Here is a 23,908-nt window from a genome sequence, read left to right on the forward strand (position 1 = left end):
CGACGTCTCGCATCTCAGGGTTTCTACGCATCAAAAAATAAACATGTGTGCTATACGCTTACGGAAATTGAACATGTGTTCAATTCATTTTCGTTTGCACACAGCCCCCAACCCACCATGAGTCAAGTTGCTTCCAGTCGCGTCTTCCACCGTCATTTGCGCCATCAGCCGCCCATCGCCGTTGGCGGACAAGGGGTCTACCTGAAGGACGCCGAGGGCCGCGAGTACATCGACGCCTCCGGCGGTGCCGCCGTGTCGTGCCTCGGCCACGGCCATCCGGATGTCATTGCCGCCATGCACGCCCAGATCGACAAGCTGGCTTACGCACATACCGGGTTCTTCAGCTCCGAAGTCGCCGAAGCGCTCGCCGACACCCTGATCCGCAACACGCCGGCCGATTCGGGCCTGAGCCATGTGTATTACGTGAGCGGCGGCTCCGAAGCCATCGAAGCCGCGCTCAAGATGGCGCGTCAGTATTTCGTCGAGATCGGTCAGCCGCAGCGCCGCCGCTTCATCGCGCGGCGTCAGAGCTATCACGGCAACACGCTCGGCGCGCTGGCCATCGGCGGCAATCGCTGGCGGCGTGCGCAGTTCGAACCCTTGCTCATCGACGTCACGCACGTCTCGCCCTGCTACGCGTATCGCGATCAGCGCGAGCAGGAAAGCGAAGTCGAGTACGGACAACGTCTCGCGCAGGAGCTTGAAGCCACCATCCTCGAGCACGGCGCCGACTCGATCATCGCCTTCGTCGCCGAGACCGTCGGGGGCGCCACGTCGGGTGTCATCACGCCGGTGAAGGGCTATTTCAAGGCGATTCGCGAGGTCTGCGATCGATACGGCATCCTGTTGATCCTCGACGAGGTGATGTGCGGCATGGGACGCTGCGGCACGCTGCACGCCTGGGAACAGGAAGGCATTGCCCCGGACATTCAGACGATCGCCAAGGGACTCGGTGGCGGCTATCAGCCGATCGGCGCCGTGCTGGCGAGCCGTCGCGTCGTCGACGCCATGAGCGCGGGCAGCGGCTTCTTCCACCACGGTCACACCTACCTCGCGCATCCGACCGCATGCGCGGCGGCACTGGCCGTGCAAACGGTCATCGAACGCGACGGACTCCTCGCGCAAGTGCGCGAGCGCGGCGACTACCTCATGCGGCAACTGAACGAACGCTTCGCCGGCAATCCGCATGTCGGCGACATTCGCGGCCGGGGCCTGTTCGTCGGCGTCGAACTGGTGGCCGATCGCGCGACGAAGGCGCCTTTCGACCCGCGCTTCGCAGTGCATGCCGGCGTCAAGCGCGAAGCGATGGCGCGCGGCCTGGCGTGCTATCCGGCGATGGGTACCGTCGACGGCAAACATGGCGATCACATCATGCTGGCACCGCCGTTCGTCATCAGTGAAACCGAGATCGATCTTGTCGTCGACCGTCTCGAGGGCGCTATCGAAGCGGCCGTCGCCCCCGCCACGCGCTGACACGCCCTCCCGCGCGAGGCGGCACCGTCGAGACATCGGTGCCGCCTTGCGCGCGTGTCCGCCCAGTCGTCCCATAAACCTTATACAAAGGGAATTCGACCATGCAGCAGAACTCGCTGAGCCAAAGCCTCAAGCAGCGGCACATCACCATGATTGCCCTGGGTGGCGTCATCGGCGCCGGCCTATTCGTCGGCTCGGGCGCCATCATCGCCACCGCCGGACCGGCCGCCATTCTGTCCTATCTCGTGGGCGGGCTGATCGTCACGTTCGTGATGTTCATGCTCGGTGAGATGGCCTCGCGCAACCCCGACAGCGGCTCGTTCTCGACCTATGCGAGCACCTACCTCGGTGAATGGGCGGGTTTCGCCGTCGGCTGGCTTTACTGGTTCAAGTCGCTCATGACGATCACCATCGAAGCCATTCTGCTCGGCGCGATGCTCCACGAATTCCTGCCCTGGCTGCCCGTTTGGGGCGGCGCGGTTGTAATGCTCATCACGCTGATCGTGAGCAACGCCTATTCGGTGCGTTCGTTCGGCGAGGCGGAGTACTGGCTGTCGTTCGCAAAGGTAGCGACCATTGTGATCTTCATGCTGTTCGGGCTGTCGATCCTGTTCGGTTTCCAGAGCAAGATCCCGGCGCCGGGCTTCGTGAACCTGACGTCGCACGGCGGCTTCATGCCCAACGGCATTTCGCCGGTGATCGCGGGCATCATGGTCGTGATCTTCTCGCTCGGCGGCAGCGAAATCGCCGCCGTGGCGGCCGGCGAGTCGGAGAACCCGCGCAAGAACGTGGTGCGCGCCATCCGCAGCGTGATCTTCCGCGTGCTCGTGTTCTACATCGGTTCCGTGTCGATCATCATCCTGTGCCTGCCGTGGACGGACAAGGCCAACCTCGCGTCGCCGTACGTGTCGTTGTTCAGCATGGCCGGGTTCCCGAACGCCGCGCTGGCCATGAAGGCGGTGCTGTTCGTGTCGTTCATGTCGGTGATGAATTCGTTCCTGTTCTCCAACTCGCGCATGCTGTATTCGCTCAGCCAGCGGGGCTACGCGCCGCAGTTGTTCGCCCGCACCAACTCGCGCGGCGTGCCGATCAACGCACTGGGTTTCAGCTTCGCCATCTGCCTGACGATTCTCGCGGTGCACTTCGTGAGCGGCGGCGATCTGTTCCTCATGCTCGCAAAGAGCAGCGGCGCGTTCGTGATGACCGTGTGGATCTTCATCATCGTGGCCCACTTCGTCATGCGCCGCAAAATGGCTGCACAATCGACACAGGCCCGTGACGCATCGGACTTCAAGGCATGGTTCTACCCGTACTCGAACGCGATTGCATTCCTGACGCTGGTGGCCGTGCTCGTCTCGCAGGCCTTCAATCCGGACTCGCGCTTCCAGTTCTGGTTCATGGTCGCGACAGCCATCTTTATCGTGGGTTTGTACTTCGTGCTGCGTCGCCGGCCGACGTTCGGCATGGTCAGGGCCGAATTGCGTTGAGCGTCATGAGGGGCTGACGTTGGCGCGAACGAGCGCCGCCGGAAGACGAAAGCCCGTCGATGCCTTGCGGCATTCGACGGGCTTTTTCGTTGCGGCGCCCGGCTCAGTCGTCCGATGTGTAGATGTTGAACTCGTGAAGTTGCATTGCGCTGTTCGCCACTTCTGCGAGCGTTCCTTCACCGCCATGCGCGATGAGCAGTTGCGCGAGCGTCTGTGCCACTGCGAGGGCGGGCAGAATCGACGGGAACAGCGACAGGCTCGTGTTGGGCGCCACGATGCAGGTATGTGCCTGCGCGGCGACCGGCGAGAGCGTGCTGTCGCTCACCGCGATCACGGTCGCGCCGCGCTGGCGGGCGAAGCGCGTTGTCTCGACACTTGCGACGGTGTAGGGACGCGCCGTGAAACACAGCAGCACGTCCGTCTTGCCGATCCGCCGCATGTCGTCGATCAGTGCCCCGCCCTCTCCGGAAATCAGCGTGACGTTGTCCTGAAAGGTCGACAGCACGTAGTGCAGATAGAACGCGGGGGGGTAAAGACTGCGCAGGCCAAGCACGTAGATGCGGCTGGCATTGCGCAGCAACTCGACCGCTTCGTGGAAACTCGTTTCATTGCGCTTGGACAGCGTGGCTTCGAGGTTGCCGAATTCGTTGGCCAGTGAATCGGCCAGCATCTGGTCGTCGCCCGAAGCGCGGGAATGTTCACGCAGCTGCTCGGCCCGTTCGAGCAACCCCGACGGTCCGGACGGCCCGGCAGAGAGCCAGTCGATATAGACGGCGCGGAAGTCCTCGTAGCTGGCAAACCCCAGCTCGCGGGCCAGACGCAGCATCGACGCCGGCTGCAATTGGGCACGTGCCGCCACCGCCCGCATCGATTGCAACGCGACTTCCTTGGGAGAGTCCAACACATACCGCGCCGCCTGACGAAGTTTGGGCGGCATTTCCTGGAAACGCATCGAAATGGCCTTTTCCAGTTCGTCTTTCGTCATCGTTGCGACTCGGTGAGGGAGATAAAAGTGGGAATGCGCGAAGCGAATCAAGCCGTCGCTTCAAGGCACAAATGCGAACCCCGATTTTATCGCTATCTTTGCCGTTGCTGCGTAGGTCTGATTCAGGTTCGTCCCGCTGCGAAAATTGGCATCGGCTCAGGCGGCCCCGAGCGTGCAAAGCGCTTTCGGGTAATCCAGAGCGCTATCGCACCCACGGCAAGTCCGGCAATGACGACGACCACAATCACGACGACTTTCATGCTTCGGGTAAGCGGATCGTATGCCGTTTGAAGATCGATCGACGGCGTATCGCGCGGTTTCGCCATCGATGCCGCTTGTTCGACGGTAACCACGCTCTGCGTCATGCGTGTCAGCGATGTAGACCCATTTCCAGCACCATCCGGAACCTGACGGCACCGGAACGCATTCTCGCCACTGCCTCGTTCGCCATTTCCAACGGCAGGGTCTCAACCATCGGACGCACGCCCGTCAGCACACTGAAGTCGAGCGTGCGTTCGTTTTCGTAGGGCGTACCGGTAATCGATCCCAAGATGCTACGCTCGCCGCCGACCATGACGCGCGGAGCGACCGTCAAGGGATCCTTGCCGACGCCGAGCAACACAAGACGGCCCTGCGGCGCCAGTCCGGGGAGCAGTGCCGCTACGGCGTCGGGCGTGAGAATCGTGGACACGACGGCTTGTGCGCCGCCCAACTGGCGCAGTCGCTCGACCGCTGACTCGTCGTTCGAATCGATGTAGATATGTGCGCCGAGCGCCCCGGCGACTTCGGCAATGTCGGCACCCCGGCCGACCGCCACCACGCGAAATCCCATCTTTCGGGCGTATTGGAGCACCATGTGCCCCAATCCCCCGATGCCCAGCACGGCCACGAGGTCGCCCGCTTGTGCGCCGGACTTCTTCAGTGCATTGAACGTCGCGATACCGGCGCAGAGAATCGGCGCCGCATCTTCCGCACGGAGTTCATCGGGAATCGCGACAAGACCGGTAGCCCGCGCCAGCATCATTTCGGCATAGCCGCCGTCGCAAGATGCGCCGAGCACCGGCTGGTTCGTACAAAGCTGGAATTCGCCACGGCGACATGGCTGGCATTCGTTGCAGTGACCGCCGAGGCGACCGACGCCGACCCGCTGCCCCACTTGCCACAGGGTCGGCACGTACTCGCCGAGTGCCACAATGGTTCCGACCACTTCGTGGCCCGGCACGCGCGGCGGCTGCACGCCGGGGTTGGCATTGTCGATGTCCGCGGCGTCGGCACCGCAAATGCCGCACGCCTGCACGGCGATCAGCACCTCGCCACGCCCCGGGCTGGGCACCGGACGCGTCACCAGTTCGAGCCGTCCGCCACCCGCCACTTGCATCGCACGATACGTTGTGTTCATGACCTTCCTCCTGCGTTGACGATTGCGCAGCAGACCCTCTGCGTTCGATGCGCAACCCGGCAAACCTCCAGCACCCCTATTAACCGCTTCCCTCGTGCGCGCGGCCGACGACTGGCCCGCCCTACGAGAATTCCGCCAGCTGAAGCAACGCGCTCACGCCGATTTCGGCAGCCTCGACCGCGCCTGCGAGATACCCCGGATACTGCGGCGACCACTCACTCGCCACACCGATCAACCGGCCTTGCCACTCGCCGGCAGCGGGCGTTGCGGTAGGAGCGGCATTGTGTGCACCGTAAGCATTGTGATCGCGTGGCGTCGCGACCCACGGATCTTGCGCCCAATCCTGGATCGCATGCACGACGGGCGCCGCCGCCTTTGGGCCAAACAGGCGCTCGAGTTGCGCACGACATTGCGCAAGCAACACCGTTTCGGGAAGCGTCGCGCGGGCGCTCGCCGGAACACCGACGAAGCCGAAGAGCGCCCCCCGGCCGTCTGGCGCGGAAGCATCATGGATCTCGACCATCGGCCCCCGTTGGCTCCTGGCTTCGCCAGAGAGTTCATCGTCGCGCCAGAATGCCGTGTCGTACACCGCGACATATTTGGCGTGTGGCGCCATCCATGTGTCCGTCCCCTGCCATGCTCGGTGCAGGGCCTCGGGCAGTGGCGGCGAAAACGCGATGCGGGACGTCGCCATGCGCGGTGGCGTCGCGAGTAGCACGTAATCGGCATGCCATGCCGTCTCACGACCCGAGGCATCCGACACGTTGAGCGCGACGCCGGCATCGTTTCGAACCAACTGCCGAACGTCGCAGCCGAGTCGCAGGCGAGACGGCTCCAGCGCACGCCGCAACGCGGAAATCAGCGCGCCCATACCGCCACGCACACGCATCGACGCCGGCACATTCTGGAAGCCGTGGGTTCTCGCAGGCGCACCCGCCGCCCGCTCTACCAGCATGCCGCCGGTCTCGTATTGCGCAAAACGTTGAAGACCGAGCGATTCGACCAGATGACTCAGCCGGGGCTGATATTCCGGCCAGAACCAGGTCGGCCCGAGGTCGAACGTATCGCCGCCAACGTCGTCAGATGGCATGCCTGCGGCAGGCGTCCCCACGTCCAGCGAGAGAATACGGCCGCCCGGTAACGGCTTCGCCTCAAGTACGACATAGTCCGTCAGGCCCGCACTTGAGAGGAGATAAGCGGCGTACAGTCCGCTCAGCCCACCGCCGACAATGGCCACGCGCGTCGACGTCATGCTGTCATCTCCGGTGAGACTGACGGCGTCAGATAGGTCTTCGCGTAGAACGTGACGCCCTGCCCTCCGGCGCGCAACGCAGCCGAATCTCCCGCCGGAAGACGAATCCAGCTCCCCGCAGGGCACGCCGCACCATCGACGTAAAGCTCGCCCGCCAGCACCAGATATTCGACCAGCCAGTCATGCGGCGCCGGGCAAACATTCGGCACGGGTACTGCGCCATCCAGCCGCATGAGTAGCGCGTGCTCCGCCTGGTCTTCGTAAAGATGACAGGTCGCCATACCGGGCGATGCTCGCCAGACGCTGACGTCATTCGTATCGATGCGAACCGACAGCGCGGACGCAGACGTCATCTGTCGAAGCTTTACGAAGATCGTTGCGCCCGGCGCGCTCGACGGCTGATGCGCCGACCCCGGTGGGTTGCGCATGTACCAGCCCGCCGGATAATCATCCGTCCCCTCGGACAACGTGCCGGAAAGCACCAGAATCTCCTCGCCCGCAGGATGAGCGTGACTGGGAAAAACGGAGTTCGGCGCGTAACGAACCAGACTGGTCGCACGAGCCTTCTCGGCACCGATGCGGTCGAGCATGACGCGCTCGACACCTCGCTGCGGAGAGGCGACCCATGCGTAATCCTTCGGGGTGACGATCACGCGTTGGGAAAAATCAGCATTGACGTACATGATGTTTGGCCGGGGATGTCAGGTCGCAACGGTTTGCTTCGCGCGGCCCCTCTGCAACCAGACGACGCCCAGAACACCGACGGCCACGACCGGGAGCATGAGTCCGCTCACGGCTGTCCAGCCGAGTGCGCTCAGGAGACTGCCCGACGCGAACGAGCCGATCACCATGGCACCGAACACGACGAAATCGTTCACCGACTGCACGCGCGGCGCTTCTTCCGGGGTATGACACGCCAGCACCATGGCCGACGCGCCGAGAAAGCCGAAATTCCACCCTAAGCCGAGCAGCACGAGCGCTGTCCAGAAGTGCGCAACCGTCATACCGCTCATGCCGACGAGCGCCGCGCCCGCGGTCAGCGCAAGACCGGCCAGCACGACACGATGCGCGCCAAAGCGGGCAATCAGACGGCCGGTGAAGAAGCTCGGCGCGTACATGGCCAGTACGTGAAATTCGATGCCTGAATTCGCATGAATGCGCGGAATGCTGCACAAGTCCATCGCCAGCGGTGCCGACGTCATCATGAAGTTCATCAGCGTATAGCTCACCACGCCGCAGAGCATGGCGATCAACAGTTGGGGATCGCGCAGGAATTCGGACACCGGCCGCCCCGCGCTCGCCGCTTCCACTGCCTTCGGTCGCTTGAAGTCGCCGCCAATGAGCACCACTGCGGAAATGACAGCGACAGCAGCAGCCGCCAGGTAGGTTGCCGCATAGGCATAGGGCGGCCAGACATTCATCGTGCCCGTGACCAATTGCGGCCCAAGCACGCCGGCGAGCACGCCCCCTGCGAGCACAGTCGATAGCGCCTTCGGCTTTTCGTGCGGCGCGACGCATTCGGCCGCGGTGAACCGGAACGTCAGGACGACCGCGTTGTAAGCGCCGCCGAAGATCATCGCGAAGTTGAACAGTGCGAACGATTGGACGACCAGCGCGATGGCAGCGAGCACGCCCATGAGGACACCGCAAGCGTTGCCGACGAGAAAGGCTGTGGCACGTCCGTAGCGTCGGGTCAGCGCACCCACGGGCAGCGTCGAGAGCGCCATGCCGAGCACGAATATCGAGATCGGCAGCGTGGCATACGCCGGGTCGGGCGACAACATGTTGCCGATGATCGCCGCAGTGGCGTACGTCACGGTCGAATTGGCACCGGCGAGCGCCTGCGCCGCCGAGAGCCGCAGCACATTTCGATTTTTGGTAAGGCCGAGCATCGTTGCCGAGTTCCTGTCCTGATACGCGATCGCTACCGCCGAACGCGGCCGACTTCACAATGCCGCAGCAACGGAGTTCGCTTTCGGTTTAGAGGGAAAAAGTGTGCAGGAAAGGCACTGCCGAGACAAACAACATTATCTGCGTCCATTAGAAAGAATTTCTTTCAATCAGCAATGCATGGACCTGGATGACAACGCCTCGGCCGCTGGTCGCCACTCACGAGGCCACACCCGCCTCGTCGAGCAACCACTCCCTGAACGCCGTCAGACGCGGCAATGGCGCAGCTTCCGGCCGGTACACGATGTAGTAGGCGAGCGTCGACGGATACGCGATCTCGGGGAAGAGGCGAACCACGCGCCCGGAGGCGACGTCGTCTCGCGCCAGTACGCTGCGGGCCAGCGCAACGCCGTGCCCGTCGATAGCCGCTTGCAGCACGGCGGCCGAGTTATTGATCGTGAGTCCGGAGCGTTGCGACGGCGCCTTGTCCCCCGTGACCGTGCCCAGCCAGGTGGCCCAGGTCACGAAGCCCGCCCGACTGTCCACCGACAGATCGTGGATCAGCGTGGCGCCGAGGAGTGCCGAGGGGGAATCCAGTTCCGGATGTCGGCGCAGGTAGTCCGGTGAGCAGACGGGGAAAACCTCTTCATCCATGAGTTTTTCTGCCGCCAGATCCGGCCAGCGCCCCGCCCCGTAACGCACGCCGATATCGATGCCTTGCGTCGCGAAATCCATGAGCTTGAGGTTGGTATCGAGCCGCACGTCGGTGTCCGGCCATGCTGCCTGGAACTTGTGAATTCGCGGCAGAAGCCACTTGGCGGCGAATGCCGGACTGACCGTGACCGTCAGCACGCCCGTCGTCGATCCTTCCCGGAGCTTGGCGAATCCCAGATTGAGGCGATCGAAACCGGCACGAATATCCGGTAATGCGCGCAATGCGGCTTCCGTCGGTACCAGCCGGGCCCTTCCCGTACCACGCACAAAGACCGGCGTACCCAGCCATCCTTCCAGACTGCGCACCAATTGCCCTACGGCTGCGGGCGTGACATTGAGTTCGTCGGCAGCCGCGGAAAAACTCTGATGGCGCGCGCTCGCCTCGAAGGCTCGCAACGCATTGAGGAAGATGGGCGCTTTCATTTGATAGCAAGATTTTCTTTCATTACGCAACAGCTTATCTCATTGCGGCGGAATAAATTGCCGGCGCAAAACGTTCGTTCTCATGGAGGACATTCACGTCCCTCCCCCCAGGAAATCGTCGTCGAATTCTCACCGTCAAATTGCCCTATGAAAATCCGCCTCCTGAAGTTGGTTAGCGCGTTCGCCGTGGCGTCGTCGCTGGTCTCGCTGTCATCAGTGGCCGTACACGCCGCAGAAGTCGTCCATGTTTACGGTCCGGGCGGTCCTGCGCCCGCCATGAAGGAAGCAGCCAAGGTGTTTGGACAGGCGCACGATGTCCAGATCGAAGTCACGGCAGGCCCCACGCCGAAATGGGTGGATCAGGCGAAGCAGAACGCGGACGTCGTCTTCAGCGGCGCCGAAAACATGATGAGCGACTTCGCGCGGGCCATGCCCGGCGTATTCGAACTCGCGAACGCCGAGCCGCTGTACTTGCGCCCGGCCGCGATTCTGGTGCGCCCCGGAAATCCGAAGCACATCAAGGGCTTCCGCGATCTGTTGCAACCCGGCGTGAAAGTCATGGCCGTGGCGGGCGCGGGTCAGGTGGGTCTGTGGGAGGACGTTGCGGGGCGTACGGGCGATATCGCCACCGTGCGTGCCTTCCGGAAGAATCTGAAGCTCCCCGAAGCCGCGAACAGCGCGATGGCCCTCGCGGACTGGACGCAGGACAAGAGCATCGACGCATGGCTGATCTGGAATATCTGGCAGGTCGCCAATCCCGACGCCGCGCAAGTCGTCGACATCGAGGAGCCGTACCGGATTTATCGCGATGCTGGCGTCGTGCTGACGAAGCAAGGCGCCGCACATAGCGACGCCAGGTCGTTCGTCGACTTCCTCAAGTCACCGCAAGGCGCAGCGATCTTTGCCAAATGGGGATGGAAGACGAACTAGGTGATGCTCGGCTGGGGGGCGGAAAGCAGCGGGAGTCAAACCCCAGCACAAGCGCTGCGTATTGCAGCCCTCGGCCGGGACGCTGGCACAGTGCCGACATCCGGCCACTTTGAGTCTTCTTCCCGGTCATCGGCCGCAATCGGACGGAAGCGGACGGTCAAGATAAACTCTGATTTTCCAAAAAACACATCGGATAGCTGTCGTCCTATGCCTCGAGCCACTGTAGACATCGCCCGCGACATCGCCACTTTTATTCCAAAAGAGGACAACTGGCTCGCCTTGGATTCGCTCCTTGTTGAACTCTGGCAGGCGGGGCGTCCGGAACAGGCGATACCGGAGCTTCTGGGTCTGTTCGAGCGCTACCCGGAGGAAGATGGCTACGGCGTGATGTGGAGCGTGCTCCACGGACTGGAGTCGTTGCCGAATTATGAACCAGAGCTCCTTCGTTCCCTCGCGCGACAGCCCAGCGAGTTTGGCGTCCGCATGGTTGGCCGACTACTTAATGCGGGTATGCGAGAAGTTGGCGACGTTTCGCTGCTGGACACACTGCATGGGCTGGCATCCACGGCGAAGTCCCCGCTCATTCGTGAGACTGCGAGAACTTTTGCGTCCCGGAACAAGTGAATGAATGATCCTGGAACGCACTTCCTTCAATTATTAGTGGCTGCGTTCGGGAAATCTAACTGGCCGTTGTGGGTCGTCATCGTTCGTCGGTGAGCGCAGAAGCCAGCACCTTTCTCGGCCATGCAATACTAACGATCGACAAATAGGATGCCAAACAGGGGGGAGTATGGGATTGCGGTTACCAGAATGCGTAAATTCGATCTCGCTGGACACGGATGATCGACGTGTCGCATTCATGCCATTCGGCTTCATTGCATTTGCGGAAGAGCAACTTGGTAACGGCGATCAGTTTGGCCTCTATTGGCCCATAGGCCAGGAAGGACAGCCACCAATCGTGGCAGAAACCTTCCATGATGAGGGCGCCGTGATGCCAGCGTTCTCAAGCCTCGAAGTATTCCTGTCCCAGGTTGCCGAACAGCGCGAAAGCGGTCACCCCGAATTCCCCTCATACGAAGCCGATTGTTTGTCGCCACTCGCGTGCTACGAAGAGGCACGACGTATGTTGCGCAACCGCAACTTCGATGCGGCGGTTGCATTGCTTGAAGCAGCCGTTGCGAAGCTTCCTGAGTACACAGGCGCTCTTGCCCTACTTACCGCCCAGTACCTGCGTCAGAAAAGAAAGGACGAAGCCTGTCGAATGGCGGCCCGGACAATTATTTCTCCCCCAAGTTTTGGTTCTGGTGAGCAAGTACAGCGCATTTGCAGTTGGTTCTCGAATTGGGACGAAGGACCTGCTGACCTTGTACAAGATCCCATCTGGCAAAGCCGAGCTTCTCTGGCCTCGATCCCGAGCGGAGGAACGAAGGAAAGCGCGGCGTATCCGATACTTGCTGAAGCCATCGATATTTACGCTGCGCGCGGTCACATCGTCACGGCGTTAACGCTCATGCAAACGTACGGCGAACATATGAACTATGAAACCATATCGTTTCAGCAGCGCTACCGGTTCGACTGCCATACACACTGGCAGCGGCAGAGAGATATGTCCACGAGACTCCCGGACGGTCCTCGCTTTTTGACATAACTCCGATGGCCTAGATACCCGTGACCGGTCGCAATCGGCCAGGAGCAGACAGACGATTTTTAAGCCTCCGCGCCCAATTCTGCACATGATTTACTTCTTGCACACAGGCCCAATGGATGACCGATTTCTCTGATCTATTGCGACAAGGCGCAAACGAGGTTCGCCAATTCATGTTGACCGTAGCGGACGAGCAAGCGTTCGGACTGCGGTTATTGGAGTCGTTGGCGGCGAGAATGGAACGAGCCAGCACTATCCATGACCGGCGAGATGTCGAACATGAGATTGACTCGATCGCTCGCTCCATTATCGACTCCGGTCCGATCGGTGTAGACATTTCGCCTTCGTTTTCTCGTGCGCTTGACTCGCTCCAACGCAAACGAAAGAGGGGGATTTGACTTTCGAATTGCTGCCCCAACAAGGGTTTGTTTCGTGTCGCAAACGTCAGTAATCGGCCAGATTCGGCCTGTCGCGGAAGCACCCTGTTCATCGCGACGCAATTGGAAGGCCGCACCTTTCGAATTTCCGATCTACGAGAGATAGTGATGAGCAATCGAATCGAAAGCGACTACTTCACAGTCTGGGCAGAGGATGCAGATCAAATTGGTGTCTTTACGTTTGAAGACGTTGATTGGCTATGGAGAGAAGGCAAGGCACTGCTTCGTAGCGATCCAATCTCGAGATTTGGCGAGATGCCCGTTCTGAAAATCGCAAAAAGAAACAAAGGCTATGACTACATCCCGTGTGGCGTTGTTGATCTGTTTTCGACAAGGATTGTTGACCTGCTGCGGGGAGAAGTTTGCGGAGAATTCTTGGACTTCATCGCATTGAGCGGGACCATGCGCATGAAAGCCCCTGGCTATATGATTTTTCATGCGATGGACCGATTCGAAGCCGTCGACTACGAACGGAGTGACTTGATAATGTGGGGGGAAGCAGCGGGAGGAGGGATCGAAAAGATTCGCGAGCTTTATCTGAGGTGGGATGTGATAGGTGAGAGCGAGGTTTTCTACTTGACCGACGCGCACAAGCTCTGCGTGTCAAGGCGGATACGAGATCGTCTGCTAGGCGTTGGAGCAAAGGGCTTTCGCTTCACTTGTCTGGACGATATCGCTACGGAGTATCTCTGAGAAACGTCGACTTCTCCGAAACCAACGACCGACGGCGCAATCCAAAATGAGTTCTATCAATCGCCGGGTTGCAACACCCGAGTGGCCCATCGCTTCTGATGTACCTAAATGGCTGTTTCGGGTCGAAAACAGCCGTTCAGAAGTCACCGTAGTCAGCTAGCCTTGGCCAGCCATACCCGAGTCGAAGTCATAGCCCCCTTCAGGCTAGCCCCAAAAATGGTTTCAGTCGGGTGAAGAGGATCAGACCGACGACGGCGATAAGAACGATGGCCAAAAAATAGCCCCATTCTTTTCGCGTCGTTGGCAAATCTGTTAGCCCACCTCCGAGGACGCCCAGCACCACAGCAACGACCCCCACGACAACCATTGTCCCTTTGGCCAATCCACCGAAGAAGATCTCCGCATATCGTGCAGCTTTTGGCGTCCGGTCAGTCATTTCGTATTATTCCTCTTCGCTGAAAGCGATGAGTCACTATACCCGGTCAAATCCGGCTTAAGATAGGCCTCGATCCGGCCGCTCGCCAAGCGTCTGTATCCGCTCCAGAGCGGCCAACGGAGAGAATAACGATGAAGGAAGTTAGCTTTGATCGTCTCGCACGCGAGTACTTTGGCGAGGTGCTACGCCCAATGGGGTTCTCGTGCGCCGAGAGTAAGTTCTCAAACTTTTACCGCCAAGTTTCGAACGACATCGTTCACGTTGTTATGCCCGATCTGATGCGTGGCGGGACTCGGTACGAGGTGAGGGTCTTTGCCACGTCGTCCAAAATAGAACCCCAATTTGTTGAGCGATTCCCGGACGATATCGGCATCCCAAGCGGGACGCTAAGTTACTTGCATCCTGTGATGGGTGTTGGGCCTGGTCAAAAGCTCTTTCATTGCAAGACGGAAGAGGGATTTATTCGCGGCTTTCTCTCTGAGGTAGCACCGGCTCTGTCTACCAAGGCGCTACCTTATCTTGAAAAGATCTCTACGTTGGAATCGTTAATCCCGGAAATCAGACATGATTTTTATTTGGGTATGGCGATGTGGCACGCCGGCGACAGAGATCCCGCGCAAGTAGTATTGCGTCGGGAAGCGGCCAGGCTGGCTGCCATTCCTGACGAAACCGGACGGACGACCGCGCTGATCAAGTCCATTCAAGCCCTGCTAAACGGCGCTGAATGAAATGATGTCGGACCAGTCGCCGCTTTCGGAAACGACGAATTGCCTGAAGGGGGTTGTGGCGGAAAGCAGCAGGAGTCGAACCTACCTGGGAGCGGCTGACGCCCCCAACCGGGTTTGAAGCCCGGCCGCATCACCGGATACGGATGCCTTCCTCTGGAGAAATGACTTAAGCGATTTTACGGCGGCGAACCCCACTCCACACCGGGGCGCCGCACATGCCGATCACCAACGCGGCGAGTATAGCCCGCGCGATCGAAGAACTCCAGAATCTGAATCGCGCGCTTGCGTCCCAGACCCGTCGCATCCCGAAATGCTCCCGCTTCGACCGTGCCGTGCGCATTCGCAATAATGCCCGCGAGCGTGCCGACGCACGCGTCGTCGTAGAACAGATCCTTGACAATCTGATGCACCCGTCCCTGCCGTGCCAGCTTGCGCAGCACGCCACGCACGCGCTCCTCGGGGACGTTCAGCTCACGTCCCATGTCGCGCACCCACGGCGGATCGAAGCGCCCCTGCGCCACTTTCGGCAGCAACGCCTCGGCCAGCGCCGTTTCCTCATCCGTCATTTCGACACGATGGGTCGGCAGATGCCACCACGCACCGGTGCGCGCCAACGCCCCTTCGCCTAACATCGCCTGCATGGCAACGCGCCAGCGTGACGCTTCCAGCGAGGGCCACGTCATGCGACCCAGTCGCGCGGCATCGAGCCCGGGTTCGTCGGGCACGCGGGCGTGATAGTCGCGCAATGCATCGAGCACGCGAGCACGCATCGCCTGCCACGCCGACGGCGCGAAAGCCAACGACTCCCCTTCCCCTCCAGTGAACACAACGGCATCGCCGGGCCACTGCCATCGTCCAACCGGCAGCCCGGTCAACGCCACCACCTGCGCACTCGTCAAACCGAATGGCGATTGCACAAGCAGCGCATCGAGGCCTGCGCCATCGAGCGACTGCGCCACGGCGTCGAGCCATGCCAGTCGCGCCGACGAGCGGCGTTTGCGTTGCGGTGCCGCCGGATCCAGCACGCGCCCACCGCCCACGGTCGCGGTGGCCTGCGGATTGCGCACGATGAAGCGATCGCCCGGCATCGTGCAGACGGGTATGTCGAACACGAGCTGCGCGCGCATCGTGCCGCCCGGCGCAAGCGTGTCGCCGTCGAGCAACACGGTCCGTGCCTGCACATGCGTCGTGCCCAGATGCACATGCAACGGAAACCATTGCGTGAGCGGCGCGTTGCCGTCGAGCCAATGCAGTTCGACGTCCACATGCGTCGACGGCTCGGACAATCCGGCCGCGACGATCCAGTCGCCACGCCCCAACTGGTCGCGCTCCACGCCCGCGAGATTCAACGCACAACGCTCGCCGGCCCTGCCCGCGTCGACCGGACGATTCTGCGCATGGATGCTGCGCACCCGCACCGGCAGCCCTTGCGGCATGACGGTCAAACTGTCGCCGACACGCACGGTGCCAGCGAACGCCGTGCCCGTCACCACCGTGCCATGCCCGGGCAACGTGAACACGCGATCGACGGCGAGACGGAACAATGCATCGTCGCGTCGCGTTGCATTGCCCGACGTCTTCAGCATCTGTGCCGCCGAGATCAAACGCTCACGCAACGCCGCCACACCAGTGTCGTTCGGCGTCGTCGCCGAGACCGGCACGATCTCCGCATTCGCCAGCGGGGTATCCGCGAGCCAGCGGGCAATCTCCTGCGTCACGCTCGCCAGACGTTCGGCGTCCACACGATCCGCCTTCGACAACGCCACCACGCCGCGTCGCACCCCGAGCATCGTGAGAATGGCGAGATGCTCCCGGGTCTGCGGCATGATCCCGTCGTCTGCCGCGATCACCAGCAGCGCGAAATCGATGCCGACCGCTCCGGCCGCCATCGTGTGAATCAGCTTCTCATGGCCTGGAACATCAATGAAGCCGAGCACGTCGCCATCGGGCAACGGCGTGTAGGCATAGCCGAGTTCAATGGAAATGCCCCGTACCTTCTCTTCCTTCAGACGGTCGGTGTCGACGCCGGTCAATGCGCGAATGAGGCTCGTCTTGCCATGATCGATGTGTCCCGCCGTACCGACGATCATGCGCGCAACTCCGCGAACTGCAGCGACAGACGCGCCTCGTCAGCCGCTTCGAGACAGCGCAGATCGAGCCAGAGCGTCTGCTCGGAAATTCGCCCGATGACGGGATACGGCAGTGCCCGCAACGCCGCTTCCAGCTTCGCCAGTGCGCGGCCGCTGCCCCGCTTGCCACCGCCCGCAGGCGCAATGGCGAGCCCGTAGCTGGGCAATTGTTCGACGGGCAACGCGCCGCTACCGATCTGACTGACCATCGGTGCTGCGCTCACCGTGTACTCGTCGCCCAGCGACGCCGCCAGCACCGGCGCCAGCCGCTCCGCCTGCGCAGCCATCTCGGCGCGCGTGCGCGTGAGCAAGCGCAACGTCGTGAGACGCTCGGTCAGATGGTCAGGATCACGATACAAGCGCAGCACCGGCTCGAGCGCCGCCAGCGTGAGCTTGCCCACGCGCAACGCGCGCTTGAGCGGATGTTTCTTGATCTTCGCGATCAGATCCTTGCGCCCGACGATCATGCCCGCCTGCGGGCCGCCGAGCAGCTTGTCGCCGGAGAACGTGACGAGATCGGCGCCCGCCGCAATCGTCTCCTGAACGGTGGTTTCGTGCGGCAACCCCCACTGCTCCAGTCGTGCAAGCGTGCCGCTGCCCAGATCGACAGCGACGGGCACGCCATGCGGCTTCGCGATCTGCACGACGTCGGCCACGTCCACGCTTTTGGTAAAGCCCGTGACCTCGTAGTTACTGCAATGCACCTTCATGAGCAATGCCGTCTTCTCGCCGATGGCGTTGCGATAATCTGCCGGATGGGTGCGGTTGGTCGTGCCGATCTCGACGAGCTTTGCACCTGCGTGCGTCATGATGTCCGGAATGCGGAACGCCCCGCCGATTTCCACCAGTTCGCCGCGCGACACCACGACTTCACGGCGTTTGGCCAGCGTAGCCAGCATCAACAGCACGGCGGCCGCGTTGTTGTTCACGACGGTCGCCGCCTCGGCGCCCGTCAATTCGCAAAGCAGCGGCGCGACGAGGTCGTCGCGATCGCCACGTCCGCCGGTGGCCAGATCGAATTCGAGATTCGCGGGCGCGGTGAGTGCCTGCATCACCGACTCGATGGCGGCCTCGGGCAGCAACGCCCGGCCGAGGTTGGTATGCAGCACCGTGCCCGTGAGGTTGAACACCGGCCGCAGTGTGGCCCGGTTGCGTTCGATCAGGGCGCGTGTCACGCGCGCGCCAAAGGCCGCAGGCGCGACGGTGTCGTGCGCGAGCGTGCCCGCAAGCGCCGACGCGCGGCATTCGTCGAGATCGCGGCGCAGCGCGGTTGTGACCTGTGTGCGGCCGAAGTCGGCCAACGCCGCCTGAAACTCAGGCATCCCCAGCAACCGGTCGAGCGACGGCAGATCCGCCGCACCGGCCAGCATCCGATCATGCTCGGCCATCGCAGTCCCCTTCATCGAATCAGGCGTCCTCGGCGTTTTGCCACAGCAACGGATTGCCGTTGGCGCGCGCATATCCCGCTTCGCCCATCAGCACATCGAGGGCGAGACTGGCGAGATCGTCGGCGACCGGCTCCACGAACGGGTCCTTGTCCTGATAGAAGATCTTGCGATAGCTATGGCAGTCGTCACACGACTCGGCGCGAATGGGCGACGACGCGACCCGCTTGGCCGCTTCGTCGAGCTTCGGACGACCGTCTTCGCCTTTCAGAATTTCGCCGGTACCGGCCACCGGGGCGTCCAGCGTTTCGGCGCTCGACGACGCGGCGTCGCCCCCCTTGTCGACAACGTGATACGCCACATGCTCGCTCGCTTCGCAATGCGTGCACTTCACGCGGACCATGTGCCACTCCGTCGCGCAAAGCCCGCAGGCGAGATAGCGATAGCCCTCGTGCGCCCCGCCAATGCGAACGACGCTCGCCACCGGCAGCGTGCCGCACACCGGGCAGACATTGGGAACGTCGAGCATCGGCACGTCGCTCGCGGCGAAGGTGCTCGCCACGCCGGTCCACAGGACCTGCAATGCCGCCATCAGGAACGGCGCGCTGGCCGAATCGACACCTTTGCCATGCCCCGCCAGCAGCGCCTGCGCGCCCGCCTCGAGCTGCGCCGGATCGGTCGCACGAACCCGGTCCAGCACACCGCGCACTGCGGCGGGCAAACCCGGCTGGGCCGCCACGGCATCGAGCAACGGGGTGAGCAACGGCTGCCACCGACCCACTTCGTAGCCGCCGGTGGCGGGCACGAGTGGCATGCAGTGCTGTTGCGCCTGGGCGATCGACTCGGGCGACGGGCGCTCTGCCTGGAAGTTGTCGAGCACGCGCTGCTGCGCGTCGACCAGTGCGGCCATTAGCCGTAGGTAATCCCCCAGCGGATGACCGTCGGCCAGCTGGCGCAGACGTGCCGCACGCGCCGAAAAAACCTCGGCGCGCTGGGGCATGCGAAGACGGGGAATGGAGGTGCGATCGAGGGATTCGATCTGTCCGGGTTCGAGAATGCGTTGCAAGGTGGCCGGCCTCTTAAAAGCGTCCGGCCACCCACCCGGCCGGACTTATTTGTTGAGCTGCTTGTACCAGGCGCGATGATGCTTCCACGCCCAGCCACGGGTGACGGTTCCGCGCGTCATGGCGCGCACGGAGCCCTTGATCCAGATCGCCGCGTAGATGTGCGTAATGATGCCGCAAATCAACACGAATGCACACACCGCGTGTACGTCCGATGCCAGACGAATCATCCAGATCGGGAAGTAGAACGCGAAGTACGCGCGCCAGATCACGATGCCCGAGAGCAACAGGCCGATCATGCACAACACCATCACGTAGAAAAGCAGCTTCTGTCCGGCGTTGTAGCGCCCGACTTCCGGCAGATTCTCTTCGCGATTGTTGAGCACGTCGCCGATCTTCTTCATCCACTCGGCGTCGCGCGACTCGAACTTGTTGTAGCGGGCGAGCCGCAGTGCGAGCCACACGAAAGCGACGAACATCACCAGACCGACGAACGGATGCAGCACCCGCGTCCACGGCCCGCCACCGAACAGGTTGGTGAGCCAGAACATGGACGGATGGAACAGCGCCAGCCCGGACAGCGCGAGCAGGATGAACGTGCCCGCGACAATCCAGTGATTGATGCGCTCCGCCGCGTTGTACCGCTCGATCAGGTCGTCTTTGCCACCCCGACGATCCGAATGATCGTTTTGCACTTGCGACATGTCAGACCTCCTCGTGCGTTACGGGCCCTTTCTGGCCGTCGGGACCGCTCCCCTTGCGGGATGCATCGTAGCGACGGGCCTCGTCTTCGTCTTCCTCGGTCGTTTCGTTCGGACCGGTCTTGATGTAGTGGAAGAAGCCCGCAAGCGCCGTGAGCGCCATCGCGGCCACGCCCAGCGGCTTGGCCAACCCCTTCCAGAACGAGACCATCGGGCTGATGCGCGGATCGTCCGGCAGACCGGCATAGAGCGACGGCCGGTCGGCATGGTGCAGCACGTACATGACGTGCGTGCCGCCCACACCCTGCGGATCGTACAGCCCCGCGTTGTCGAAGCCCCGCGTCTTCAGGTCTTCGACCCGCTCGGCCGCCTGGTCCTTCATGGCGTCCTTGGTGCCGAACATGATCGCACCGGTGGGGCACGTCTTCACGCACGCCGGCTCCAGCCCCACGGACACGCGATCGGAACACAGGGTGCACTTGTACGCCTTGTGATCCTTCTGCGAGATACGCGGAATATTGAACGGGCATCCGGTAATGCAGTACCCGCAACCGATACACGCCTCTTCATGGAAGTCGACGATACCGTTGGCGTATTGCACGATCGCGCCGGGCGACGGACACGCCTTCAGGCAGCCCGGGTCCTCGCAGTGCATGCAGCCATCCTTGCGGATGAGCCACTCGAGATCGCCCTTCGGGTTCTCGTACTCGGTGAAGCGCATGAGCGTCCACGAGTCGGCCGACAGGTCGGCCGGGTTGTCGTACACGCCCACGTTGACGCCGACTTCGTCGCGCAGGTCGTTCCACTCCATGCACGCCGTCTGGCAAGCCTTGCAGCCGATGCACTTCGTGACATCGATGAGTTTGGCGACATCGCCCGTGTGCGCTTCGCGCACCGAGGGCGACGGCATCGTGGTTGCCGAGCGCCGTTTGATATCCAGAGATTGCAATGCCATGGCGCCCCCTTATGCCTTCTCGACCTTCACCAGGAACGACTTGAACTCGGGTGTCTGCGAGTTGCCGTCGCCCACGATCGGCGTCAGCGTGTTCGCGAGGAACCCGGGCCGGGTCAGTCCCTTGAAGCCCCAGTGAATCGGAATGCCCACGTGGTGAATCGTCTTGCCGTCCACCTTGAGTGCCCGAATGCGCTTGGTCACGACCGCTACGGCCTTGATATAGCCACGGTTGGACGACACCTTGACCCTGTCGCCTGCCACAATGCCGATCTCCTTCGCGAGCGCCTCGCCAATTTCGACGAACTGCTCGGGCTGGATGATCGCGTTGAGCAACGCGTGCTTGGTCCAGTAGTGGAAGTGCTCGGTCAGACGATAGGTCGTAGCCACATACGGGAACTTGTCGGCGGTGCCCATCGCGGCCAGATCGTCCGGGAAGATGCGCGCGCCCGGGTTGCTCGTGGCCTTCGGCTGTTTCGGATGCAGCGGGTTGTAGCCCAGCGGCGTCTCGAACGGCTCGTAATGCTCGGGGAATGGCCCTTCGGCCATTGCGCCCTTCGCAAAGAAGCGCGCCACGCCCTCGGGGTTCATGATGAACGGGCTCATGCCACCGGCCGGATCCTCGTCGACCTTGAAGTCCGGTACGTCGGAACCCGTCCAGGCCTTGCCGTTCCAGTACACCAGCTTGTGCTTCGGATTGAACGGCTTGCCCGTGAGGTCGCACGACGCGCGGTTGTACAGCACGCGACGGTTCGCCGGCCACGCCCATGCCCAGTTCAGCGTCTGGCCGATACCGGTCGGATCGCTGTTGTCACGGCGTGCCATCTGGTTGCCCGCCTGCGTCCATGCGCCCGCGAAGATCCAGCAGCCCGACGACGTACTGCCGTCGTCCTTGAGTTCCGCGAAGCCCGCGAGTTGCTCACCCGCCTTGCGCGTGACCTTGGTCGGGTCCTTCGGATCGACGAGGTCCTTGAGCGCCCGGCCGTTGTACTCCTTGGCGAGTTCCTCGGGCGACGGACTTTCCGGCTGCGCGTAAGGCCACGACAGATTCAGGATCGGGTCCGGGTACTTGCCGCCCTGCGTCTTGTACATCTCGCGCAGGCGCAGGAACAGCCCCGTCATGATCTCGATGTCGGTGCGTGCCTCGCCCGGCGGCTCGGCGCCCTTCCAGTGCCATTGCAGCCAGCGTCCCGAGTTGACCAGCGCGCCGTCTTCCTCGGCGAAGCAGGTCGTCGGCAGGCGGAACACTTCCGTCTGGATCTTGCTGGAATCGACGTTGTTGTGCTCGCCGAAGTTCTTCCAGAATTCCGACGTCTCGGTCGCCAGCGGATCCATGATGACGAGGAACTTGAGCTTCGCCAGCGCCTGATCCCACTTGAACTTGGCCGGGGCCGCCGCGAGCGGGTTGAAACCCTGCGCGATGTAGCCCGTCATCTTGCCCTGGTTCATCAGTTCAAGCACTTGCAGCAGATCGTACGGCTTGTCGAGCTTGGGCAGGTAGTCGTAGCCCCAGTTGTTCTCGGCCGTTGCCGCGTCGCCCCACCACGCCTTCATCAGGCTCACATAGAACTTCGGATAGTTCTGCCAGTAGCTCAACTGGTTCGGACGCAGCGGCTTTTGCGTGCGCGCCGTCAGATACTGCTCGACGGTCTGCTCGGCCTGCTTGGGCAACGACATGTAGCCCGGCAGCAGGTCAGTCATCAGCCCCAGATCGGTCAGGCCCTGAATGTTCGAGTGCCCGCGCAGCGCGTTCATGCCGCCGCCCGCAACACCGATGTTACCCAGCAGCAACTGCACCATCGCACCGGTGCGAATGATCTGCGAGCCGATCGAGTGTTGCGTCCAGCCCAGCGCGTACAGGATCGTCATGGCGCGCGTCGGTGACGAACACTCGGCGATCTGCTTGTAGATGTACTCGACCTTCTCCGCCGGGGTGCCGCACACGCGCTCGACCGTGTCGATCGTGTAACGCGAGTAGTGCTGCTTCATCAACTGGAACACCGTACGCGGGTTTTGCAGCGTCGGGTCCGTCAGGACGTAACCGTCCGCGCCCTTCTGGTAGTCCCAGGAGATCTTGTCGTAAGTGCGCTTTTCGGCGTTATAGCCCGAGAAGATGCCGTCTTCGAACGTGAACTCGTCTTTCACCAGGAAGGTGAAGTCGGTGTAGTTCTTGACGTATTCGTGCTGGATCTTGTCGTTCGCGAGCAGGTAATTGATCAACCCGCCGAGGAAGACGATATCCGTGCCGGTACGGATCGGGGCGTAGTAGTCCGCGACCGATGCCGAACGGTTGAAGCGCGGGTCGACCACGATCAGGCGCGCCTTGTTGTGCGCCTTCGCCTCGGTCACCCACTTGAAACCGCACGGGTGTGCCTCGGCCGCGTTGCCGCCCATGATGAGTACCAGATCCGCGTTCTTGATGTCGACCCAATGGTTCGTCATCGCTCCACGGCCAAACGTCGGGGCAAGACCTGCCACCGTCGGGCCGTGTCAGACACGTGCCTGGTTATCGAATCCCAGCATCCCGGTACTGCGGATGACTTTGTGCGTGATGTAACCGACTTCGTTGCTCGACGCCGACGCGGCCAGCATGCCGGTCGTGAGCCACCGGTTGACCGTCAGGCCGTCGTCCGTTTTCTCGACGAAGTTGGCGTCGCGGTCGGCCTTCATCAGCTTGGCGATGCGATCGAGCGCATCGTCCCACGAAATCCGCTCCCACTTGTCGGAACCCGGCTTGCGGACTTCCGGATGGGTCAGACGATTCGGGCTGTGGATGAAATCGATGAGGCTGGCGCCCTTCGGGCACAACGTGCCGCGATTGACCGGGTGATCGGGATCACCCTCGATGTGGAAGACGCTCTTCTTCGCGTTCTTCGCACCGTCGCCGTAGCTGTACATCAGCAGGCCGCAGGCCACTGAGCAGTAAGGACAGGTATTACGGGTCTCGGTCGCTCGCGCCAGCTTGTACTGACGGACTTCCGCCAGCGCTGCGTCGGGCGCGAACCCGAGCATCGCCAGGCTGGACCCTGCCAGCGTTGCGCCACTCACTTTGAGGAACTGGCGCCTGGACATATTAAGCATGGGGGAATTCTCCTCAAATTTTGGGAAACTTTGCGGGAGTGTGTTGAGTATAGAGCAAAGGCCTAATGTTTTCCGTGACTTAGCACAAACCATGCCGCATTTCG

21 protein-coding genes and 1 tRNA gene are annotated in these 23,908 nt (G+C 62.1%); 7 read left to right on the forward strand and 15 right to left on the reverse strand.

Features of this window, described 5'->3' with window-relative positions:
• Positions 1 to 117 precede the first annotated feature (117 nt).
• Together ABWO90_RS05530 and ABWO90_RS05535 are read left to right on the forward strand one after the other, a co-directional pair.
• Positions 118 to 1,473, forward strand: a complete 1,356-nt coding sequence (locus tag ABWO90_RS05530) for an aspartate aminotransferase family protein (RefSeq protein WP_353190195.1) — start codon at positions 118 to 120, stop codon at positions 1,471 to 1,473.
• Positions 1,474 to 1,574: 101 nt separating this feature from the next.
• Positions 1,575 to 2,960: an amino acid permease gene (locus ABWO90_RS05535; RefSeq protein WP_353190196.1), complete on the forward strand. Its 1,386-nt coding sequence runs from the start codon at positions 1,575 to 1,577 to the stop codon at positions 2,958 to 2,960.
• A gap of 103 nt (positions 2,961 to 3,063) precedes the next feature.
• On the opposite strand, the gene ABWO90_RS05540 is transcribed toward ABWO90_RS05535, so the two are convergent.
• The 7 genes from ABWO90_RS05540 to gcvA all read right to left on the reverse strand — a co-directional run bounded on the left by ABWO90_RS05540 (position 3,064) and on the right by gcvA (position 9,623).
• Entirely contained in the window at positions 3,064 to 3,945 is an 882-nt protein-coding gene (locus tag ABWO90_RS05540) for a MurR/RpiR family transcriptional regulator (protein WP_353190197.1), read from the reverse strand.
• A gap of 122 nt (positions 3,946 to 4,067) precedes the next feature.
• Entirely contained in the window at positions 4,068 to 4,271 is a 204-nt protein-coding gene (locus ABWO90_RS05545; RefSeq protein ID WP_353190198.1) for a hypothetical protein, read from the reverse strand.
• A gap of 44 nt (positions 4,272 to 4,315) precedes the next feature.
• Positions 4,316 to 5,344 (reverse strand): alcohol dehydrogenase, encoded by a 1,029-nt coding sequence (locus ABWO90_RS05550; protein WP_353190199.1) that lies wholly within the window; start codon positions 5,342 to 5,344, stop codon positions 4,316 to 4,318.
• Positions 5,345 to 5,465: 121 nt separating this feature from the next.
• Entirely contained in the window at positions 5,466 to 6,596 is a 1,131-nt protein-coding gene (locus ABWO90_RS05555; protein WP_353190200.1) for a flavin monoamine oxidase family protein, read from the reverse strand.
• Positions 6,593 to 7,279: a cupin domain-containing protein gene (locus tag ABWO90_RS05560; RefSeq protein ID WP_353190201.1), complete on the reverse strand. Its 687-nt coding sequence runs from the start codon at positions 7,277 to 7,279 to the stop codon at positions 6,593 to 6,595. The genes ABWO90_RS05555 and ABWO90_RS05560 overlap by 4 nt, the downstream gene beginning before the upstream one ends.
• A gap of 18 nt (positions 7,280 to 7,297) precedes the next feature.
• Complete coding sequence (locus ABWO90_RS05565) at positions 7,298 to 8,488, reverse strand: MFS transporter (protein WP_353190202.1); 1,191 nt, start codon at positions 8,486 to 8,488, stop codon at positions 7,298 to 7,300.
• Positions 8,489 to 8,705: 217 nt separating this feature from the next.
• Positions 8,706 to 9,623 carry a transcriptional regulator GcvA gene (gene gcvA, locus ABWO90_RS05570; RefSeq protein ID WP_353190203.1) on the reverse strand — a complete coding sequence of 306 codons (918 nt, stop codon included), beginning with the start codon at positions 9,621 to 9,623 and terminating at the stop codon, positions 8,706 to 8,708.
• Positions 9,624 to 9,770: 147 nt separating this feature from the next.
• Between gcvA and ABWO90_RS05575 the strand changes: the two genes are divergently transcribed.
• The 4 genes from ABWO90_RS05575 to ABWO90_RS05590 all read left to right on the forward strand — a co-directional run bounded on the left by ABWO90_RS05575 (position 9,771) and on the right by ABWO90_RS05590 (position 13,328).
• A complete protein-coding gene (locus ABWO90_RS05575; protein ID WP_353190204.1) occupies positions 9,771 to 10,553 on the forward strand; it encodes a substrate-binding domain-containing protein in 783 nt (260 codons plus the stop codon).
• Positions 10,554 to 10,760: 207 nt separating this feature from the next.
• Entirely contained in the window at positions 10,761 to 11,177 is a 417-nt protein-coding gene (locus ABWO90_RS05580; protein WP_353190205.1) for a hypothetical protein, read from the forward strand.
• A 166-nt stretch (positions 11,178 to 11,343) separates the two neighbouring features.
• Positions 11,344 to 12,201 carry a hypothetical protein gene (locus ABWO90_RS05585; RefSeq protein WP_502922547.1) on the forward strand — a complete coding sequence of 286 codons (858 nt, stop codon included), beginning with the start codon at positions 11,344 to 11,346 and terminating at the stop codon, positions 12,199 to 12,201.
• A 542-nt stretch (positions 12,202 to 12,743) separates the two neighbouring features.
• Positions 12,744 to 13,328, forward strand: a complete 585-nt coding sequence (locus ABWO90_RS05590; RefSeq protein ID WP_353190207.1) for an imm11 family protein — start codon at positions 12,744 to 12,746, stop codon at positions 13,326 to 13,328.
• Positions 13,329 to 13,527: 199 nt separating this feature from the next.
• Here the strand turns inward: ABWO90_RS05590 and ABWO90_RS05595 are convergent, their stop codons facing one another.
• Positions 13,528 to 13,764: a hypothetical protein gene (locus ABWO90_RS05595; protein ID WP_353190208.1), complete on the reverse strand. Its 237-nt coding sequence runs from the start codon at positions 13,762 to 13,764 to the stop codon at positions 13,528 to 13,530.
• 131 nt (positions 13,765 to 13,895) lie between these two features.
• Here ABWO90_RS05595 and ABWO90_RS05600 point away from each other — a divergent pair, with 131 nt between their 5' ends.
• Positions 13,896 to 14,492 carry a hypothetical protein gene (locus ABWO90_RS05600; protein ID WP_353190209.1) on the forward strand — a complete coding sequence of 199 codons (597 nt, stop codon included), beginning with the start codon at positions 13,896 to 13,898 and terminating at the stop codon, positions 14,490 to 14,492.
• 56 nt (positions 14,493 to 14,548) lie between these two features.
• Here ABWO90_RS05600 and ABWO90_RS05605 read toward each other — a convergent pair.
• The 7 genes from ABWO90_RS05605 to fdnG all read right to left on the reverse strand — a co-directional run bounded on the left by ABWO90_RS05605 (position 14,549) and on the right by fdnG (position 23,804).
• Positions 14,549 to 14,644: transfer RNA gene (locus ABWO90_RS05605), tRNA-Sec, on the reverse strand.
• Positions 14,645 to 14,668: 24 nt separating this feature from the next.
• A complete protein-coding gene (gene selB, locus ABWO90_RS05610) occupies positions 14,669 to 16,582 on the reverse strand; it encodes a selenocysteine-specific translation elongation factor (RefSeq protein WP_353190210.1) in 1,914 nt (637 codons plus the stop codon).
• Positions 16,579 to 18,009 (reverse strand): L-seryl-tRNA(Sec) selenium transferase, encoded by a 1,431-nt coding sequence (gene selA / locus ABWO90_RS05615; RefSeq protein ID WP_353190211.1) that lies wholly within the window; start codon positions 18,007 to 18,009, stop codon positions 16,579 to 16,581. Before selA ends, selB begins: the two co-directional genes overlap by 4 nt.
• 19 nt (positions 18,010 to 18,028) lie before the next feature.
• On the reverse strand, positions 18,029 to 19,063 hold the full coding sequence (gene fdhE / locus ABWO90_RS05620) for a formate dehydrogenase accessory protein FdhE (protein ID WP_353190244.1): 1,035 nt from the start codon (positions 19,061 to 19,063) through the stop codon (positions 18,029 to 18,031).
• Between the two features lie 54 nt (positions 19,064 to 19,117).
• On the reverse strand, positions 19,118 to 19,774 hold the full coding sequence (locus ABWO90_RS05625) for a formate dehydrogenase subunit gamma (RefSeq protein ID WP_353190212.1): 657 nt from the start codon (positions 19,772 to 19,774) through the stop codon (positions 19,118 to 19,120).
• Position 19,775: 1 nt separating this feature from the next.
• Positions 19,776 to 20,726 (reverse strand): formate dehydrogenase subunit beta, encoded by a 951-nt coding sequence (gene fdxH, locus ABWO90_RS05630; RefSeq protein WP_353190213.1) that lies wholly within the window; start codon positions 20,724 to 20,726, stop codon positions 19,776 to 19,778.
• A 9-nt stretch (positions 20,727 to 20,735) separates the two neighbouring features.
• Complete coding sequence (gene fdnG / locus ABWO90_RS05635; protein WP_353190214.1) at positions 20,736 to 23,804, reverse strand: formate dehydrogenase-N subunit alpha; 3,069 nt, start codon at positions 23,802 to 23,804, stop codon at positions 20,736 to 20,738.
• Positions 23,805 to 23,908 lie beyond the last annotated feature (104 nt).

This window comes from Pandoraea pnomenusa (genome assembly GCF_040391475.1).
Taxonomy (GTDB): Bacteria; Pseudomonadota; Gammaproteobacteria; order Burkholderiales; family Burkholderiaceae; genus Pandoraea; species Pandoraea pnomenusa_C.

Bases quoted from the DNA above. Each gene is read 5' to 3' on its own strand.
- ABWO90_RS05600 (WP_353190209.1), top strand. From the start codon at position 13,896: ATGAAGGAAGTTAGCTTTGATCGTCTCGCACGCGAGTACTTTGGCGAG.
- ABWO90_RS05550 (WP_353190199.1), bottom strand. From the start codon at position 5,344: ATGAACACAACGTATCGTGCGATGCAAGTGGCGGGTGGCGGACGGCTC.
- ABWO90_RS05535 (WP_353190196.1), top strand. From the start codon at position 1,575: ATGCAGCAGAACTCGCTGAGCCAAAGCCTCAAGCAGCGGCACATCACC.
- gcvA (WP_353190203.1), bottom strand. From the start codon at position 9,623: ATGAAAGCGCCCATCTTCCTCAATGCGTTGCGAGCCTTCGAGGCGAGC.
- selB (WP_353190210.1), bottom strand. From the start codon at position 16,582: ATGATCGTCGGTACGGCGGGACACATCGATCATGGCAAGACGAGCCTC.
- ABWO90_RS05540 (WP_353190197.1), bottom strand. From the start codon at position 3,945: ATGACGAAAGACGAACTGGAAAAGGCCATTTCGATGCGTTTCCAGGAA.
- ABWO90_RS05555 (WP_353190200.1), bottom strand. From the start codon at position 6,596: ATGACGTCGACGCGCGTGGCCATTGTCGGCGGTGGGCTGAGCGGACTG.
- ABWO90_RS05595 (WP_353190208.1), bottom strand. From the start codon at position 13,764: ATGACTGACCGGACGCCAAAAGCTGCACGATATGCGGAGATCTTCTTC.
- selA (WP_353190211.1), bottom strand. From the start codon at position 18,009: ATGGCCGAGCATGATCGGATGCTGGCCGGTGCGGCGGATCTGCCGTCG.
- ABWO90_RS05575 (WP_353190204.1), top strand. From the start codon at position 9,771: ATGAAAATCCGCCTCCTGAAGTTGGTTAGCGCGTTCGCCGTGGCGTCG.
- ABWO90_RS05590 (WP_353190207.1), top strand. From the start codon at position 12,744: ATGAGCAATCGAATCGAAAGCGACTACTTCACAGTCTGGGCAGAGGAT.
- ABWO90_RS05545 (WP_353190198.1), bottom strand. From the start codon at position 4,271: ATGGCGAAACCGCGCGATACGCCGTCGATCGATCTTCAAACGGCATAC.
- ABWO90_RS05560 (WP_353190201.1), bottom strand. From the start codon at position 7,279: ATGTACGTCAATGCTGATTTTTCCCAACGCGTGATCGTCACCCCGAAG.
- ABWO90_RS05530 (WP_353190195.1), top strand. From the start codon at position 118: ATGAGTCAAGTTGCTTCCAGTCGCGTCTTCCACCGTCATTTGCGCCAT.
- ABWO90_RS05585 (WP_502922547.1), top strand. From the start codon at position 11,344: ATGGGATTGCGGTTACCAGAATGCGTAAATTCGATCTCGCTGGACACG.
- ABWO90_RS05625 (WP_353190212.1), bottom strand. From the start codon at position 19,774: ATGTCGCAAGTGCAAAACGATCATTCGGATCGTCGGGGTGGCAAAGAC.
- ABWO90_RS05565 (WP_353190202.1), bottom strand. From the start codon at position 8,488: ATGCTCGGCCTTACCAAAAATCGAAATGTGCTGCGGCTCTCGGCGGCG.
- fdxH (WP_353190213.1), bottom strand. From the start codon at position 20,726: ATGGCATTGCAATCTCTGGATATCAAACGGCGCTCGGCAACCACGATG.
- ABWO90_RS05580 (WP_353190205.1), top strand. From the start codon at position 10,761: ATGCCTCGAGCCACTGTAGACATCGCCCGCGACATCGCCACTTTTATT.